We start from the raw sequence: 17,745 nt of genomic DNA, 5'->3' as shown, positions 1-17,745 counted from the left end.
TCGTGCCCAACAGAAAGGATGTGGAGGATTTGATAACGAATCTAGATTTGAATAGACAACAAACAGATGGAATACTTTCGCTCTGTATGAAAGTGAGAGAGCAAATTATAAAGGAATCAACGAATGAAGTAAAAGAAATTAAGGAAATGGAAGGATTCTTGGCTTCAAAAGGCGAATATAGCACCAATGAGCGTTTTTTTATGTTAAGCACCGTGGCAAAGTATTACAGAAAAAAAAGAAACTACGATAAAGCTGGTAATTATAGCCGGCAAGCCATTCGTTTAGCTCAGGATATTGATAATGATTATATTGAAATGGTGATTGACACGTACCTTGATTATGCTGCATTAGAGAGTGATTATGGACAACTATCCAACGCTCGAATAGAGTTAGCCAAATTATTGGCACTCTTAGATACGAAGAAGTATCAGGATGCCTATGCATATGGTGTTATTTTTAGCCGTTTAGGCAAAGTTGCTCTTGCTGAAGAAAATATGGAAAGTGGCTTAACTCAGCTTGAGAAGGCATTAAACTATTTCCAGAAGGCTGTTCCATTTACACACCCCATTATTGCTAAAACTGTCGATACATTGTCCGATGCATATATCAAGGTGGAAAATTACACGAAAGCGCTGGAATATCACCAACAATTGTTAAAAGCATACCAAGAGGAAAAAGATAAAGAAGCAGCAGCACGAACATTACTAAAGATTGGTGAAATCCAATTTTACATTGATTTAAAAGAAGCTCGAAAAACCCTTACACAGGCAATAAAGCATATGGATGAATTGTTTCAGGGAAATCATTTAGACATTGCCAAAGCTGTTCTGATGCTTGCAGAAATAGATGAAAATATGGGTAACTTCCCTCGTGCTATCAATTATTATAAACAAGCGTTGGCACAGCTAACGTTTTTCTATGATGATACTCATTTTATGATTGTTTATGTCTACTCTAAAATAGGCACGATTTCGATGAAAATCTATAAATTAAACGATGCGAAGGAATATTTAGAGAAGGGCTTGGAATTAGCGACTCCATTTCCAAAGATCAGGCAGCAATATTTGTATGCACTTGGGAAGATTTATTCCGATGAGAAAAACTATGACAAAGCATTCACTATGTTCAAGGAGTTTATCGAACGACTGGAACAAGAGGGACAGAAAAAATCCCTCGCTTATGGAAATACATTACAGGCAATTGCTTTTAATTATTTGCAGCAAGAAAAAATAGAAGATGCTTATTCTTATTATAAGGAAGCACTAGCAATCTATGAAACGCTGCCAAACTGCAAGGAAGAAAAGGGGCTCACCCTGATTCGCTTAGCATATTGTTATGAAAATAGAGAAGAGAAAGATGTAAGAAAAGCAGAAAGCTGTTATGAGAAAGGGTTTAAAATCATTGAAAAAGTCCATCAGCCAGCGTTAGTCGAAGAAGCTTTGGCAGGTATCATAGACTTTTTTACAAGGAATCATAATCCGCACAAACGAAGGATTTATGAGGATAAATTCGTGAAATTGCAAACGAAGAAAGTGACATTTCAACCTCAGTAAGTTCTTTTCAAAGAAAGTGATATTTGTTACAGACTTGAACTATAAATAGTAGATATAATGGTCTTAGAAGGAGAGTTGATTCGAGTGATAGTATTAACAGATAAATTTGGCCGGCCAATGAAGGATCTTCGAATCTCTGTCATCGATCGTTGTAACTTTAGATGTACGTATTGTATGCCAAAAGAAATCTTTGGCAGAGACTTTGCGTTCATGCCTAGAGAGCAACTATTAAGCTTTGAAGAAATAGAACGTATTGCAACGCTATTTGTAGCACTAGGCGTAAAAAAAATCAGATTAACTGGTGGGGAACCTTTACTGAGGAGAGACTTGCCTGTATTAATTGAAAAGCTGACGCGCATCGAAGGGTTAGAAGATATTGGGCTGACAACAAATGGGTCCTTGCTTTCTCACATGGCACAAAAACTAAAGGATGCAGGTCTAAAACGTGTCAATGTAAGTTTAGATGCACTGGATGAGGCATTATTTAAATCAATTAACGACAGTGGTGTGAGCCCAGACCGTGTGTTGAAGGGCATCCAAAAAGCGAAAGAAGTAGGCTTGGAAGTAAAAGTCAACATGGTCGTAAAAAAAGGAATGAATGATGGAGAAATTGTCCCAATGGCAGCATATTTTAAGGAACAAGGAATTCAGTTAAGATATATTGAATTTATGGATGTTGGACAGTCAAATGGCTGGAACTTCAGTAAAGTGATAACGAAAAAGGAAATTTTTAAGGAGCTTTCGAAACATTTCGAAATGGAGGCTGTTGATCCTGCATACGTAGGTGAGGTAGCAAAGCGTTATCGATATAGTGGTACAAACACAGAAGTTGGGTTTATCACATCGGTATCCGAATCATTCTGTTCCAGTTGCACAAGAGCAAGGATTGCTGCAGATGGAAAAATGTACACCTGTCTGTTTGCAGGGAATGGTTTTGATTTCCGTGAACTTTTACGCTCTGAGAAAACAGATGAAGAAATAAAAGGAGAAATCAGGAACATATGGAGTAGCCGGACCGATCGATATTCAGATGAGCGGACAGCAGAATCAGCTAAACATAAGAAGAAAATCGAGATGTCTTATATAGGTGGATAGGAGAATAAGTGATGGGAAATCGATATTCACGACAAATGCTTTTTAAACCGATTGGTGAAGCTGGGCAAGAAAAGATACAAAATAAGCATGTCCTTATTTTAGGCTGTGGCGCATTGGGATCTGCTAATGCGGAAAATCTAGTCCGTGCTGGAATAGGAAAGCTGACGATTATTGATCGAGATTATGTCGAATTAAGTAATTTACAAAGGCAGCAATTGTATACCGAAAAAGAGGTCACAGAGCAAATTCCAAAAGCAATGGCAGCTAAACAGCGTCTGCAGCAAATTAATTCCTCGGTTGTTATCGACGCTTATGTTATGGACGCCACACCAGTGACACTTCTTCCCTTATTAAAAAATGTTGATGTCATAATAGATGCTACTGATAATTTTGAAACACGATTTATCCTGAACGACTTAGCACATAAAGCGCGAATACCATGGATTTATGGGTCTTGTGTTGGAAGTACAGGCATGAGTTTTACGGTTTTACCAGATGAGACTCCTTGTCTCGGTTGCTTAATGGATACAATGCCAGTCTCAGGAGCGACTTGCGACTCGGTTGGGATTATTTCACCAGCAGTTCAAATGGTTGTTGCCCATCAAACGGCAGAAGCCTTAAAACTAATCGTCGGTGACAACAAAGCCTGCCGAACAAAGCTCGTGACATTTGATTTATGGAATAATCATTATCATATGATGAAAGTGGACCGTGCTAAAAAATCAGATTGCCCGACATGCGGTGAAAATCCAAGTTATCCGCATTTAAACTATGAATCACGTACAAAATCAGAAGTGCTCTGTGGAAGAAATACGGTGCAAATACGAACACCTCAAAAATTAAATCTCGAAGAACTAGCGCATCGATTGCAAAAAATTGCCCCAGTCAGACATAATCAATTTTTATTGTCATTGGAATACGAATCATATCGTCTCGTTTTCTTTCAGGATGGCAGAACATTAATACATGGTACTGATTCGATTGAAAAAGCGAAAACAATTTATAATCAACTAGCAGGATGAAGGTGATGACACATGGTAGAAAGACGGAAACCAATTAAAGTAAATGAAGCCATTACAAAGGTAATGAATTTTGCAAAAAGCGGCATGGTCGAATACGTACCGATAGAAGAAAGCTACGGTCGTTTTCTAGGTGAAGCGATTCTGGCTGATCATCATGTTCCGCCATTTGACAGGTCTCCATATGATGGGTTTGCCTTAAAATCAGCGGACACGAAAATGGCTTCTAGTAAAAATGCTCTATCATTTGAAGTAATTGGTGAAATAGGAGCAGGTAGTGTATTTAACGAGCCGGTTGGTGACAATGAAGCGGTTCGAATCATGACAGGTGCCCAAATTCCAAACGATTGTGATGCCGTAATCATGTTCGAGTCCGTGAAAGAATATGTACAGGATGGAAAGGATTATTTTCAGTTAAAGCGAAAATTGCAGCCTGGAGATAATATATCCTTTGCTGGTGAGGATACAACAAAAGGAACAGTGCTTGTCTTCAAAGGCACCTATATTACCCCGGGAATTGTTGCCGTCCTAGCGACATTTGGCTATAAGAAGGTTCCGGTTAGTGTAAAACCTAAAATCGGTATTATTGCTACAGGCAGTGAATTACTAGATGTTGATGAACCGTTAAAGCCTGGAAAAATCAGAAATAGTAATGCTTATATGGTATACGCTCAGGTAATCAGAGCAGGTGGCGAGCCAATTTATTTCGGCCAATTTAATGATGAATTTGAAACCTGCTATCATAAAGTGAAGGATAGCTTGGAAAAGGTGGATTTCCTTATTACAACAGGCGGGGTATCTGTTGGAGACTTTGATTTCTTGCCAGCGATTTACGAAAAGTTAGGTGCTTCTGTTTTATTTAATAAGATTGGTATGAGACCAGGAAGTGTGACAACAGTTGCCGAGATTGACGGGAAATTATTGTTTGGTTTATCCGGAAATCCTTCTGCATGCTATGTTGGGTTTGAGCTTTACACAAGGCCTATTATTCGTACATTTTTACATGCGAATGCAGCTTTTTTAAAGAAAGAAGTTGCTATCCTTGGCGCAGACTTTCCAAAGCCGAATCCGTTTGACCGCTTTGTTCGTGGACACTTATCTTATGAAACTGGAAGATTAGTAGCGACCCCGGTTGGCTTAGATAAATCAAATGTCGTTACTTCCTTAGCTGAAGCAAATATTCTTATTGTATTGCCTGGAGGCACAAGAGGGTATGAAATGGGCATGGAGGTTTCTGTTATTCTCCTAGAAGATCAAGAAGGTACAACGTTTGAAAATTTTACGACTGCTGATGTGAATTCAAGAAGGAGACAGCGCACCTATGAATGAATTATTTGAGATTGTGGAAGAACCTATTCAAGTAGAATCTGTAATAAAAAAAGTAGAGCGAAGAGAAGCGGGTGCTATCACAACGTTTATCGGAGCTGTCAGAGAATGGACAAAAGGTAGAAGAACGGTTTATTTAAAATATCAAGCTTACGTTCCGATGGCGGTAAAAATGCTTGCTAAAATTGGAGATGAAATAAATGAAAAGTGGCCAGATACAAAAGTAGCTATTTCACACCGAATTGGGCATCTAGACATTTCGGATATAGCCGTTGTTATCGCCGTTTCCTCACCACATCGCAAAGCTGCTTATGAAGCGAATGAATATGCAATTGAAAGAATTAAACAGATCGTTCCAATTTGGAAAAAAGAACATTGGGAAGATGGCGAGACCTGGATTGGTGACCAATTGGAAAAGGTTCCTTATCCCAATGGAAAACCAGATGTAAAGGATGAGAAGCATGATTAAGATTCTATTATTTGCCCATTTACAAGAAAAGGCAGGAAGCGATCAATTAATGATAGATCAGGTGCAAACAACGATTCGTGATTTGAAAAATAACCTTAAAGAAACATATCAGCTTATTGAATTAGATCAAGTAATGACAGCATTGAATGAAGAATATGTAATGGATGATGAAATCGTTAAAGCTGGTGATACGGTTGCTTTTATTCCACCAGTAAGTGGTGGGTAATAGAGAATACAGCATAAATGACGAAGGAGAAGCATGAATGGAAATCATTCAAATTGTTGGCTTTAAAAATAGTGGAAAAACGACACTTGCTTCCAAATTGATAGCGATGTTAAGTGAATCGGGGCACACCGTGGCATCTCTTAAACATCACGGGCATGGTGGTGCTCCAATCGGACTAGAGAATACAGATAGCGAAAAACATAAGCAAGCAGGTGCAGTCATTTCGGGTGTTGAGGGGGATGGAATCTTACAACTATCAGCTGCATCTTGGGATGTAGAACAAATGCTAGCTATTTATCAATTAATGGGTGTTGAAGTACTCGTTATCGAGGGCTTTAAAAAAGAACCTTTTCCGAAAGTAGTACTTATTCAACGTAAAGAAGAAGTTGTACTGTTGGAACAGATTGAAAACGTGAAGGCAGTACTAACACCATTAGCTCTAAAGGATGTTAGTTGCCCTGTTTTCAATATTACGGAGATAGAAGCATTATGCATGTGGATAATGCGTAATTTTTTGAAAAGTGCTTCATAAAAGACAAATTAGGAGACTGCCGAATCGTCTCCTAATTAATATTGCATATATCAACCAGACAATTTTCACATCCAATTTGTTCACGTAAATACGCGATATCCTTAATGAGTATTTTACCAGACTTATCAATGGAAATTACGTTGAGCTTTCTAAGTTCGACAAGCATACGATTGACACTTTCTCTGGTGGCGGCAATAAACTTAGCCAATTCCTGATTGGTTAAAGTCAGATTAATTAGAATGCCATCATCTTGTCTGGTTCCGTAGCTATTGGATAAACGAATGAGTGTCGAATATAGTGCACCTTTTTTGCCATTTAATAATAGATCTCTTATTTTAGACTGGAATTTACGCATGTGGTTGCTCGTCCACTTCATAAATTCAAAGGTTAGTTGGCTATTCGTCATTAAAGCTTTTTCCAATTTATCCTTATTAATAACAAATACTTCTCCAGCTTGTAATACTTTTGCGCTAAGTAAATATTTAGGATGATCACTAAACAGTGTTAATTCACCAATGATATCGTTATCTTTACAAATTCTTAAAATCATTTCTTTTCCATCTGCTGTTAATTTAGAAACTTGTACAAGTCCAGATTTTATGATGAAAATATCATATGCATCTGCACCTTCGTGGAATAGAAAGGTGTCTTGGTTTATTTCTTTAAGCGTACTAATTGAATCCATCAGTGTTCTTAGTTCAGGAGAAATCGTATCTTCATTCTGACGTGCATTTAATAATAAGCTTGTTCGCATATCGGTAGCCTCCTTATGGAATGCAAACCCTATCATATCTATTTTACCATTAGATATGTTGAAGCGTGGTTACAACATTGTGAAATTTGTACAAACTCTACTGCAAGGGAGTTTTCAAGGTGAATGAAAAAATAGCAGGCATTATTTTAGCTGGTGGTAAGTCAATAAGGTTTGGTGAGCCAAAAGCCTTTGCAACGAAGGATGGTAAAGCATTCTATCAACATGCCTTGGATGCTTTAACCCAAATAGTGGAAAAAATCGTTATGGTGACAAGTCCAGAACTAAAACATCGCTTCCAACCCATCGAAACAAAAATGACGATCATTCAGGATAGGGGGGAATATCAAGGGCATGGGCCATTAGCAGGTATTTTGACTGCGATGGAACAAATGGAAGCCGAGTGGTATCTTGTTATTCCGATTGATGTTCCGTTTATGAATCCATCTATTTTTAGAACACTAATGAAGCATATCGATCGAGACGTTGACGCTATTATCCCAATCGCTGAGGGGAAGCTCCAGCCACTGATTGCAATTTATCGTGATTCAGTCAAGGGACTAATCAAGCATCAATTAGATCATCAGCATCGTTCATTAAGAAAGCTTTTGGACAAATGTAATGTAAAGTATGTAGACATTGAAGAAGAACAGTCTTTTATAAATATTAATAGCCAAGCAGACTATGAAAAATGGATAAAAAAGCAAGAGGATAACTGAATGGGGGAGTGAGCACGTTGCTAACAAATCATAGAAAAGATGCTGCACGAAATATTTCGATTGCAGTTGTTACAGTCAGTGATACACGAACAAAGGATACGGATAAAAGCGGCAAAAAGATTATGGAACTGTTAAAGGAAGCGAACCATCAAGTTGCTTTGTATAGAATCATCCCAGATGAGGGGGAGCAAATTCGTATGACTGTTGAAAGGGCTATCCATAGTAATGAAATTGATGCGGTAATTGTAAATGGCGGGACTGGCATTTCCTATCGAGATGTAACGATTGAATCGATTGAACCTTTATTTGCCAAGCATCTCCCAGGTTTTGGAGAGCTTTTTCGCTATTTCAGCTATCAATATGATATTGGTACTGCGAGCATTTTATCGCGGGCTACTTGTGGAGTTGCCAATCATTGCTTAATTTTTTCCATTCCTGGTTCAACAGGAGCTGTAACATTGGCAATGGAGCGGCTAATTTTGCCTGAAATAGGGCATATGGTGAAAGAAATTAAGAAGGATTTAGGGTAAGCATTCAATATAAACATGTTAAAGGTGGAAAATTGGCTAATTCTAAGATTTATCTCTTGTAATCTACCACTTTTTCCACCAATTTGTTCCCGGCTCATACACCTCATCGTTTTTTCTCCTACGCATGAATATTAGGTCTTTGAACGATCACAAAGTGCAGGGGATTTGCGCTTCCCCCTTCTTTGCTCTTAAGCCTGCTTTGTCCTAACGGTTAGAAGCATGATAAATGAAATAATGACGATTGATATTACCCATAGCCATGCCATTAACATATTGCCAGAATCAAGCGCAATATAAATCGCTGTAGGAATAGTCTGTGTTACTCCAGGAATGTTACCAGCGAACATTAAGGTAGCCCCAAATTCCCCTAATGCTCGTGCAAAGCTTAAAATACTGCCAGAAACAAGGGCCTTTGAAGCTAGAGGAACAGAAATAAATAAGAACGTTTTCCATTCATTTGCTCCATCTACCCTTGCTGCATTTTCAACGTCAAGGTTTACATCTTGAAAACCTGACTTTGCAGACTGATACATTAACGGAAATGCTACAACTACTGCGGCAATAACTGCAGCCCACCAAGTAAAAATAATGGGCTGTTTAAAGAGCCATTCAATTGCTTGTCCAACTATACTATTTTTCCCAAAGAAAACAATGAGAAAGAATCCAACAACTGTAGGAGGGAGAACCATTGGAAGCATGAGAATTGTCTCCAAAATAGCTTTGCCTTTAAAAGACTTTCTAGCCAACAGTCCACCTATTAATGTTCCAGCAATAATTACGATTACACTAGCTACTGTTGCTATTTTCAATGATAGCCAGATTGGACTCATAAATTCTTGCATGAAATCATTATCGAATAGTAAATCCATATTCCTCAAATACCTTTAATGACGCTTCGTTTTGTAAAAAATCATAAAATCCTTTTGCTGCCTCGTATTGTTTAGATTCCTGAATAATTCCGACAGGATAAATAATAGGAGTATGTGTGCTAGGATCAGCGGATGCAACAATTTCTACTTGATCTGAAACCATGGCATCTGTTTTGTAGACAATTCCTGCTTCAACATTGCCTGTTTCTACATAAGATAATACTTGACGGACATCCTTTGCATAAACTATTTTTGACTCAACATCATTCCAAATGCCCATATTTTCAAGTGATTCCTTTGCATATTTTCCCGCTGGAACTGTTTCAGGCGTTCCGATTGAAATTTTATCTAATTCATTGTCTACTAGATTTTCGAAATTGGTAATCGATTGATCCTCTTTTGGCACAACTAAGACGAGTTCATTCCCAAGAAGATCCAATCCGTCCTCCTCTCCAATCGTTCCATCCTCAACCAATAAATCAAACTTATCTTCTGCAGCTGAGAAAAATAGATCAGCAGGTGCTCCTTGAGAGATTTGTTGCTGCAAAGAACCAGAAGCTCCAAAATTAAATGTCAATGTTACTTCAGGATGTTCTTCAAGATAAGACTCTTTGATAACATCCATGGCATCGCTCAAACTGGCCGCTGCTGAAATGGTTAATTCCACATTTTCCTTGTTTTCGGTTGAGGATTCTGAACTCTGCTCAGTGTCCTGATTATTAGAACATGCCGCTACAATAAGAAGTAAAAATAAGAGAATACTGATGAACTTAAAACGTTTTTTCATGTTTCTACCTCATCCTTTCAAATATCATTAATTATAACTAATTATATCTTACTATAACTTATTATAATTATAAGTGACATTATTCACATCTATTAAAAATATCTGCAATAAATAGGTAGCTGTTAAATTTCTCTAATTATAATACAATGTCATTATAGGGTAATAAACGAGGAGTGATCGAATGTACAACAACTCATCCTATACGATTGAAGAGGTTTCCCAATTACTAAAGATATCGAAATTGACAGTTTATGACTTAATCAAAAAAGAGGAGCTTGTCGCTTATAGAGTTGGCAGGCAAATGAGAGTAGACCAACAGGATCTGGAAATCTATAAATCCAAAAATAGAATAGGCACCGTTCAAAAAGAAGATAACCATTTGTCAGGTGAGAATAAGGAGACACAACATAGTAGACAAGTAGTGATCAGTGGTCAGGATGTCGTTTTGGATATGTTAAGTAAATATATTGAAAAACATACATCGCATACTCCTTTAAGATCCTATAATGGCAGCTTAAACAGTCTTGTAGCCATGTATAATGGGGAATGTGATATTGTTAGTGTTCACCTTTATGATGGGGATACAGAAGAATATAATCTTCCTTATGTAAAACGCATATTGGTGAGCCAGCCATTTATATTGATGAATTTAGTGTGCAGAACGGCAGGAATTTATGTGAAACAAGGAAACCCTTTGAACTTAAAAGGATGGAATGATTTAGCTCAGTCTAAGGTGAAGATTATCAACCGTGAAAAGGGTTCTGGAGCAAGGACTTTACTAGATGAACAACTAAGAATAAATGGTATCCCTACCAATTCACTAAAGGGGTATGAAGATGAACTGACAAGCCATTTTTCCGTAGCTTCTGCTGTGGCTAGTGGACAGGCTGATGCAGGAATAGGCATCGAAAACGTTGCTAAAATGGTCAATGTGGATTTTATCTCACTCATTAAGGAACAATACGATATTGTCATTTTAAAAACAAACGAAAACGTAAACCTGATTAATGTAATTAAAGAAGCCGTTACTTCTCAAGAATATCGCTCCCAGCTAGAACAATTAAACGGATATGATCTTGAGCTAACAGGAAATGTTAAATATGAAACCATTTGAAGGGAGCGTTCCTTATTAGGTTATAAATAGGGGATTAGGAATAACTATAATAATGAGTGGAATCTTAAAAGCGGCAGGACCGCCGATTCTAAGACTCAGCCCTTTTAAAATCACCGCTTTTTCCACCACTTTTTTCGAGTAAATAGGTTTGTCCAATAATCATGCCTTTATCGACTGCTTTACACATATCATAGACAGTTAGTGCAGTTACGGATGCTGCAGTTAATGCCTCCATCTCTACTCCTGTGGCGCCAACTGTTTTTACTTCTGCATCAATAATAAGTTCATACATATTGTCCTCAAGTGCATTCCATTCAAAGGATAAATCAACGCCACTGATTGGAATTGGATGGCACATTGGTATGAGGGCTGAGGTTTGTTTGGCAGCCATGATGCCAGCGACTTGTGCAACCGATAGGACATCCCCTTTTTTATTCTTTTGTTCGGTAATATTCTCATAAACTTCTTGTTTCATCTGCACACTGGATCGTGCAATTGCTTTACGAGCAGATTCGTTTTTGGCAGAGATATCTACCATTTTTGCTCGTCCATGTTCATTAAAATGTGTAAAGTTTGTCATTTTAGTCACCTGACTTTAGGATATTTTTAACGCTGTTCACATGAAATTAGTTGTTATATGATAGATAGTGATATCAATCTAATAAGTCTTCCGCTGTAATCAGTTTAAAGGAAGTATCCAGTAAATTCAATGGACGGACGGCAAAACCTAAAAAGTGGCAATATGGTAAGAGGTGATTTGATGAAGGAAAAGTTAGAGTCGCATGCTGTTAAAAATTCTCTTTTTGAGGATCTGAAATTATTGGTTAAATTTAATGTATTAGTTGCAAACTTTTTGCCTGTTCTTGCAGGATATGTTTTAGCATTACATTTTACAGGTAGAGGTTTTCAGGGGCTGGATTTCGTGCTTGTGAGCTTCGGTTCCACACTTGTTATGGCGGGCGCATTAATATTAAATAATTGGTATGACGCGGATATTGATTCTGTTATGGATCGTACAAAAAAACGACCGACTGTTACGGGAAGTTTTACATTAAAACAAGTGTTAACGATTGGGAGTGTAACGACCGTATTCGGATTTATCATGCTCGTGTTTATCAATCTGGAGACAACGCTGTATGCCTTTATTGGTTGGTTTACGTATGTATACCTATATACGATGTGGTCTAAACGCAGGTACACCTTAAACACGGTAATCGGCAGTGTTTCAGGGGCGGTTACACCATTAATTGGCTGGGCTGCAGTCGATAATGCAATACATATCGTTCCATTAACGTTGTTTCTTTTACTATTCATTTGGCAAATACCGCATACATTTGCGATCGCCATGAAAAAATGTGAAGAATATCGGGCAGCTGGAGTTCCTATGCTGCCAGTTGTTTATGGTTTTACGATGACAAAAAGACAGATGTTCATTTATATTGCTGCATTATTACCGCTTCCGCTTTTTTTAACAACTTTAGGAACGGTATTTGTTGTGATTGCAATGCTTCTTAATATCGGTTGGTTAGTACTGGCCATCGCTGGATTTTTTGTGAAAGATGATTTGAAATGGGCACATTGGAATTTTCTCTATTCGGTTAACTATTTAATGATTATCTTCTTGTTAGTCATGGTAATAACACTTCCAATGTTTCAGTAATAAGCTTTTTACCTTGGCTTGGAGACCCTGTTTTCAAAGGAATAGTAAACTTTCTCTTTTACATTGTATATTGAGCTAGTTCAAGATTCGTAACTAGCTCAATTTTTAACTTCAGAATCATCTCCATCAAAATTCCCTCAATCGTTTTTCTCGAAATTTCCCCTAAACATGAAACTTTTATCCAAAACACTCGTATATTAATAAAGCGTTTATTTTTCGAGATATCGCTTTATAAGTCTGAAAGATTGTTAGATAATAAAATTAATATAAAAAATGGAGGAGAATGTGGAATGGAGATTTTAAGAAGGTTCAGAGACATTATGTCAAGCAACATCAATGCATTGTTGGATAAGGCAGAGAATCCAGAGAAGATGATTGACCAGTACTTACGAGATTTGAATCGAGATTTAGGAAAAGTAAAATCTGAGACTGCATCCATCATGGCAGCTGAAAAGCGGGCGCAACGTGAGCTTGAGGAGTGTCAGTCAGACATCGTAAATATGCAGAAATACGCTGTTAAAGCATTAGAAGCAGGAAATGAAGATGATGCAAGGAAATTCCTTGGAAAGAAAGCAGAGCTCACAGCAAAAGAAGCAGATTTGAGAACCTCCCACGAGCTAGCTTCTACAAATGCACAGCAGATGAGACAAATGCATGACAAGCTTGTTTCCGATATTGGCGAACTTGAAGCAAGAAAGAATATTTTAAAAGGAAAAGCAGCAGTTGCGAGATCGCAGAAGAAAGTAAATGAATTTGCTACTTCGATGGGTGGGGCAAATCGCTCGATGTCAGCCTTTGATCGAATGGAAGCAAAAATCAATCAGTCACTTGATGAAGCAAATGCAATGGCAGAGCTGAATAAAGGAACTGGTGAAGATATCAATGATTTAACTGCTAAATATGATTCGGATGCACAAGTTGAGAGTGAACTTTCTGCATTAAAGGCACAGCTGAATGTGGATGATGAACTGGAAGCACTGAAAGCACAATTAAAAGACGAAGAACCAGTCCAAAGTGAAGAGCAACTACAAAGCGAAAAAGAACAAGTAAAAACTGAAGAACAATAATTTGCAGGCTACAGTACAAACTGTAGCCTTCCTATACATGGAAGGAGGGGATAGCATTGGTTATTCATTATAAATGTCCGAACTGCGGCGCTGATATGGAGTTTGATGCTGCATCGGGAATGTTATCCTGTGTAAGCTGTGGAAGAAAAGATAATATTGAAGACTTCTCTGAGGAATTTATCACCACAACATTTTCTGAAGATGAAGCGAAGCAGTACAATTGTAATAACTGTGGAGCAGTTATCATTACAGAAGCAGACACAACTGCAACCAATTGCAGTTTCTGTGGAGCGGGTGTCGTTCTAGGAGATCGACTTTCAGGTGATTTGGCTCCAGCAAAGGTTATTCCCTTCACAATCAGTAAGGAAGAAGCAATGGCAGCCTTCCGTAAATGGTGTCGAAATGGTCGTTTGACACCTAAAGGGTTTATGACTGCGGATCGAGTAAAGGGAATTACCGGACTATATGTCCCATTTTGGTTGTATGATTTAGATAGTAAAGCAGATGTAAAAGCCGTCGGAACGAGAGTAAGAACGTATACACGAGGAAATTACATCTATACGGAGAAGAAATTTTATGATGTGTACCGTGATATTGATTTAAGCTATGTAAAAGTCCCTGTAGACGCTTCCGAAAAGTTGGATGATACGTTAATGGATAAATTAGAACCATATGATTATCAGAAGTTTAAAGATTTCAAGACCCCATATCTTGCTGGGTACATTGCAGAAAAATATAATTTTAGTGATGAAGAATTGTTTTCTCGGGTAAAAACAAAAGTGCAGCCCTACATAGACTCCTATATTCGTTCAACCATTAGTGGATATTCTTCGGTAAATTATAAAAGTAAAAACATCCGTACGAAAAAAACAAAAGCACATTATGTTCTTTTACCTGTTTGGATGGTTTATTATGATTTTGATAAGCAAGAACATACCTTTGCGATGAATGGTCAGACAGGAAAGATAGTTGGGAAACCACCAATTAGTCTGGGGAAAGTAGCTAGCTGGTTTGGTGGAATTGCTGCAGCTACATTTGTAGCCTTGAAGATTATCTCCTTTGCTGTTGGAGGTGTACTTTGGTGAGTAGACGCTTTCTTACATTATCAATATTATTTACGAGTTTATTTATTTTCATATTTTCAATACCAGCAGTGGAAGCAAGTTCAAAACAATATATTTATGATTCAGCTGAACTTTTATCAGAAGAACAAGTCATGGAATTGGAAGATAGCATAAAAGAATTTGGTGATAAACAAGAAACCGATTTTATTATTCATACTACGAATGATACAGGTGGAAAAAGTATCAAAACGTATATGGGTGATTTTTATGATGAACATGCTTTCGGCTATGACCAACCTAAAGGGAATACGATTTTGTTAACTGTAAGCATGGATCCATCCAAAAGAGAAGTTTATCTGGCAGGGTTCAAGAAGGGTGAGGAGTACTTAGATAATGAAAGAATCGAGCTAGTACTTGATAAGGTTACTCCCCATCTTTCAGATAAGAATTTTTATCAGGCATTCCAACAAGCAATAAGTACGTCTAGTGATTATATGGAATATAGGCCTGGAGTAAATCCAGAGAGTTTATTGTTAAAAACATGGTTTCAACTCGTGGTTGCTCTAGCTGTTGGTGGTATTATTGTTGGTATCATGGTTTATAATTCAGGAGGGCGCGTCACAGTTACTGCCCGTACGTATTTTAACGAGAACAATACAAGAGTAAACAGTAAAAGGGATATGTTTGTAAATAAAACCGTTACGAAACGTCGAAAGCCTTCCAATAATAAAAGTAGAGGTGGAAGAGGCGGTGGCGGAGGAATTACCGGTGGTGGTAGTTCATTTAGTGGTGGTGGCCGCAGTTTTTAAGTTATTTTTTTAGCGTTTAAAGAAAGGAATGATCAAATGTCTTTTTTTAGAAGTCAACTTTCAGATGTAGTGGAATGGGAAGAATTTAGGGATGATATGATTTTTTGGAAATGGAGCAACCGTGAAATAAAAAAGGGCAGTAAACTCATTATTCGCCCTGGTCAGGATGCTATCTTTTTAAATAATGGTAGAATTGAAGGGATTTTTGAAGACGATGGGGATTATGATATCGAATCTCAAATTATCCCTTTTCTATCAACGTTAAAGGGGTTTAAATTTGGCTTCAATAGTGGTATGCGTGTGGAAGTGCTATTCGTTAATACGAAGGAATTCACCGTTAAATGGGGAACGAAGAATGCGATTAATATTCCAACCCCTACACTTCCAGGCGGTCTGCCAATTCGAGCAAATGGGACGTTTAACTTTAAAGTAAATGATTATATGGCTTTGATCGATAAAATTGCTGGTGTGAAGCAAAGCTATCTAGTTGAAGATATCAAAATAAGAATTACGGCAATCCTTGACCAGCTTCTGATGAAATGGATAACGCGAGAAGGAAAGGATATCTTCAACCTTCAGGCTAATGCATTTGAAATTTCTCAAGGTATTAAAGAAGATCTAGACATGCAAATTATGGATAATGGCATGAAAATTACTGGCTTTAATATAATGAGCTTTAACTATCCAAAAGAAGTGCAGGACATGATTACGAAGAGTGCATCTCATGGTATGGTTGGCGATGTAGCTAAGTATCAGCAAATTAAAATGACAGATGGAATGGCTTCTGGCAAAGTTTCTGGTTCAGGTACAGCCTCCGATATGGCTGGAATGATGATGGGAATGAATATGGCAAATCAGATGATGCAAAACATGAATCAGAATACAGGGCAGCAGTCCGGTCAACAACAGCAGACTCATCAACAACAGTCAAATCAAAGCAATAATTCGAATCAGAATAACCAATCAAATTCGTCTAATCAACACGACTCAAGCAATAAGCAATTGCCTAATTTCTGTCCGAATTGCGGACAAAAAACAGCCGGAACCAACTTCTGTCCGAACTGTGGGCATAAGTTTATATAAGCAGTATAAGATGAAGAAGCAAGGGAAGTGTTCTCTTGCTTTTTCGTAGATAGAAAAGTATAAAACTTCCCTGAAGGAATTCGCCTAGAGGCTTGCGAATTCCTTAGTTTTCTCTAATCGTTTTTCCCCTGTATGTATCTATTTAACCTTCCGAATTGGCCAAATCAAAACACGCTTGTACGAAGCATAATGAGAGAGTTGAATTTCACCAATACTATCAAAAGGGAAGGGTAACATATTATCCTTTTCAATTATCACTTCTGCGTCATGAACTTCCCATGGTGTATGATGAATATCCCCCCTAAAAAGCGCCCCATATTTATAAGTCCATAAGACATAGCGTTCGAGCAGCCAGTTACTAAGACTGTGTTTTTCTGGATAATAGGGCTTGGAAATTGGCTGGTATGTTCCCTTGAAAATAGCTTCCGGTTGATCTCTTCGATTGGATTCAAAATAAAAAAGGTCTTTCTTCCTTTTCATGTTCATTTTTGCGTGAAAATACGGTAATGTAATAATTCTAGCACCAAAAACAGGGAGAAGTTTATCAGCATCCAAGCTAAAAAAGTAAACGCCTGGTATTCCTTCTCGCTTTACATATGTCCGAACATTTAATTCTAAATATGCGCTCAGATAAGGAACGGCTGGCATATTGCGCATTCGCATTCCAGTTACCTTAAATGGAATAATACTAATCCATGCCATCCCATTGTATGTATCTAATTCCAACCCTTCTGGAAGGTGGGCTTTGATTGTGTCTTTAGGGAATGGCAGGTGAATGAAAAGCAAATGATGCCACTGCTGTGTCAAAATCCAAAATTCATTTGGGAGCGGGATCTCCCGGTGCTTTGTGTTTTTTAAAATATCTTGATACAAATTCGTCACCTATCCCAACATAATTTTATCCTTATTATGTGAAGGCAGGGATTCTTCATTCAGGTTTAATCAGAAGAGGTAATTTGTTAAGATAGTACTACTAACAGGATAAAGTCTTTCATAATCGATAGCTCAACTTGTTTAAGATTTTGAATATGGAAAATAAATCTTAAGCTTGCGTTAATAAAAAATCAAATTC

General features: G+C 37.7%; 20 protein-coding genes. 15 read left to right on the top strand and 5 right to left on the bottom strand.

What is annotated here, in order from left to right; all coding sequences use genetic code 11:
* The first annotated feature begins 29 nt into the window (after nucleotides 1-29).
* From F1560_RS02695 to mobB, 7 genes are read left to right on the top strand one after another with little or no spacing between them, the layout of a single operon-like run.
* Nucleotides 30-1,553: a tetratricopeptide repeat protein gene (locus F1560_RS02695; RefSeq protein WP_149473110.1), complete on the top strand. Its 1,524-nt coding sequence runs from the start codon at nucleotides 30-32 to the stop codon at nucleotides 1,551-1,553.
* Between the two features lie 57 nt (nucleotides 1,554-1,610).
* Nucleotides 1,611-2,648: a GTP 3',8-cyclase MoaA gene (moaA, locus tag F1560_RS02690; RefSeq protein WP_149473109.1), complete on the top strand. Its 1,038-nt coding sequence runs from the start codon at nucleotides 1,611-1,613 to the stop codon at nucleotides 2,646-2,648.
* 11 nt (nucleotides 2,649-2,659) lie between these two features.
* Entirely contained in the window at nucleotides 2,660-3,670 is a 1,011-nt protein-coding gene (locus F1560_RS02685) for a MoeB/ThiF family adenylyltransferase (protein ID WP_149473108.1), read from the top strand.
* A 12-nt stretch (nucleotides 3,671-3,682) separates the two neighbouring features.
* Entirely contained in the window at nucleotides 3,683-4,996 is a 1,314-nt protein-coding gene (locus F1560_RS02680) for a molybdopterin molybdotransferase MoeA (RefSeq protein ID WP_149473107.1), read from the top strand.
* The gene (locus tag F1560_RS02675) at nucleotides 4,989-5,462 is read left to right on the top strand and encodes a molybdenum cofactor biosynthesis protein MoaE (RefSeq protein WP_149473106.1); all 474 of its coding nucleotides are present in this window, start codon (nucleotides 4,989-4,991) and stop codon (nucleotides 5,460-5,462) included. Before F1560_RS02680 ends, F1560_RS02675 begins: the two co-directional genes overlap by 8 nt.
* Entirely contained in the window at nucleotides 5,455-5,688 is a 234-nt protein-coding gene (moaD, locus tag F1560_RS02670; RefSeq protein ID WP_149473105.1) for a molybdopterin converting factor subunit 1, read from the top strand. The genes F1560_RS02675 and moaD overlap by 8 nt, the downstream gene beginning before the upstream one ends.
* 37 nt (nucleotides 5,689-5,725) lie before the next feature.
* Nucleotides 5,726-6,220, top strand: coding sequence for a molybdopterin-guanine dinucleotide biosynthesis protein B (mobB, locus tag F1560_RS02665; protein ID WP_149473104.1), 495 nt, complete (start codon nucleotides 5,726-5,728; stop codon nucleotides 6,218-6,220).
* A gap of 31 nt (nucleotides 6,221-6,251) precedes the next feature.
* On the opposite strand, the gene F1560_RS02660 is transcribed toward mobB, so the two are convergent.
* Nucleotides 6,252-6,974 carry a Crp/Fnr family transcriptional regulator gene (locus tag F1560_RS02660; RefSeq protein WP_149473103.1) on the bottom strand — a complete coding sequence of 241 codons (723 nt, stop codon included), beginning with the start codon at nucleotides 6,972-6,974 and terminating at the stop codon, nucleotides 6,252-6,254.
* Nucleotides 6,975-7,093: 119 nt separating this feature from the next.
* On the opposite strand from F1560_RS02660, the gene mobA reads away from it, so the two are divergent.
* Nucleotides 7,094-7,690, top strand: coding sequence for a molybdenum cofactor guanylyltransferase (gene mobA / locus F1560_RS02655; RefSeq protein ID WP_187773609.1), 597 nt, complete (start codon nucleotides 7,094-7,096; stop codon nucleotides 7,688-7,690).
* 17 nt (nucleotides 7,691-7,707) lie between these two features.
* The gene (locus F1560_RS02650) at nucleotides 7,708-8,220 is read left to right on the top strand and encodes a MogA/MoaB family molybdenum cofactor biosynthesis protein (RefSeq protein WP_149473101.1); all 513 of its coding nucleotides are present in this window, start codon (nucleotides 7,708-7,710) and stop codon (nucleotides 8,218-8,220) included.
* 188 nt (nucleotides 8,221-8,408) lie between these two features.
* Here F1560_RS02650 and modB read toward each other — a convergent pair whose 3' ends face one another.
* Both modB and modA read right to left on the bottom strand, forming a co-directional pair.
* Nucleotides 8,409-9,089 (bottom strand): molybdate ABC transporter permease subunit, encoded by a 681-nt coding sequence (gene modB / locus F1560_RS02645; RefSeq protein ID WP_149473100.1) that lies wholly within the window; start codon nucleotides 9,087-9,089, stop codon nucleotides 8,409-8,411.
* The gene (gene modA, locus F1560_RS02640) at nucleotides 9,070-9,876 is read right to left on the bottom strand and encodes a molybdate ABC transporter substrate-binding protein (RefSeq protein WP_149473099.1); all 807 of its coding nucleotides are present in this window, start codon (nucleotides 9,874-9,876) and stop codon (nucleotides 9,070-9,072) included. Before modA ends, modB begins: the two co-directional genes overlap by 20 nt.
* 181 nt (nucleotides 9,877-10,057) lie before the next feature.
* On the opposite strand from modA, the gene F1560_RS02635 reads away from it, so the two are divergent.
* Entirely contained in the window at nucleotides 10,058-10,990 is a 933-nt protein-coding gene (locus F1560_RS02635; protein WP_149473098.1) for a substrate-binding domain-containing protein, read from the top strand.
* Between the two features lie 88 nt (nucleotides 10,991-11,078).
* On the opposite strand, the gene moaC is transcribed toward F1560_RS02635, so the two are convergent.
* On the bottom strand, nucleotides 11,079-11,570 hold the full coding sequence (gene moaC / locus F1560_RS02630; protein WP_149473097.1) for a cyclic pyranopterin monophosphate synthase MoaC: 492 nt from the start codon (nucleotides 11,568-11,570) through the stop codon (nucleotides 11,079-11,081).
* Nucleotides 11,571-11,750: 180 nt separating this feature from the next.
* Here moaC and cyoE point away from each other — a divergent pair, with 180 nt between their 5' ends.
* The 5 genes from cyoE to F1560_RS02605 all read left to right on the top strand — a co-directional run bounded on the left by cyoE (nucleotide 11,751) and on the right by F1560_RS02605 (nucleotide 16,673).
* Nucleotides 11,751-12,650, top strand: coding sequence for a heme o synthase (cyoE, locus tag F1560_RS02625; RefSeq protein WP_338112824.1), 900 nt, complete (start codon nucleotides 11,751-11,753; stop codon nucleotides 12,648-12,650).
* A 290-nt stretch (nucleotides 12,651-12,940) separates the two neighbouring features.
* The gene (locus tag F1560_RS02620; RefSeq protein WP_149473095.1) at nucleotides 12,941-13,717 is read left to right on the top strand and encodes a PspA/IM30 family protein; all 777 of its coding nucleotides are present in this window, start codon (nucleotides 12,941-12,943) and stop codon (nucleotides 13,715-13,717) included.
* A gap of 56 nt (nucleotides 13,718-13,773) precedes the next feature.
* The gene (locus tag F1560_RS02615) at nucleotides 13,774-14,802 is read left to right on the top strand and encodes a TFIIB-type zinc ribbon-containing protein (protein WP_149473094.1); all 1,029 of its coding nucleotides are present in this window, start codon (nucleotides 13,774-13,776) and stop codon (nucleotides 14,800-14,802) included.
* The gene (locus F1560_RS02610; RefSeq protein ID WP_149473093.1) at nucleotides 14,799-15,590 is read left to right on the top strand and encodes a TPM domain-containing protein; all 792 of its coding nucleotides are present in this window, start codon (nucleotides 14,799-14,801) and stop codon (nucleotides 15,588-15,590) included. The genes F1560_RS02615 and F1560_RS02610 overlap by 4 nt, the downstream gene beginning before the upstream one ends.
* 36 nt (nucleotides 15,591-15,626) lie before the next feature.
* A complete protein-coding gene (locus tag F1560_RS02605) occupies nucleotides 15,627-16,673 on the top strand; it encodes an SPFH domain-containing protein (RefSeq protein WP_149473092.1) in 1,047 nt (348 codons plus the stop codon).
* A gap of 138 nt (nucleotides 16,674-16,811) precedes the next feature.
* On the opposite strand, the gene F1560_RS02600 is transcribed toward F1560_RS02605, so the two are convergent.
* A complete protein-coding gene (locus F1560_RS02600; RefSeq protein WP_187773608.1) occupies nucleotides 16,812-17,546 on the bottom strand; it encodes a YqjF family protein in 735 nt (244 codons plus the stop codon).
* Nucleotides 17,547-17,745: the final 199 nt, after the last annotated feature.

The sequence above is a fragment of the Oceanobacillus polygoni genome (assembly GCF_008304605.1).
GTDB classification, from domain to species: domain Bacteria; phylum Bacillota; class Bacilli; order Bacillales; family Amphibacillaceae; genus Oceanobacillus; species Oceanobacillus polygoni.
Note: the sequence above shows the minus strand (reverse complement) of the source record. Positions and strands in the feature narration are given on the sequence as shown.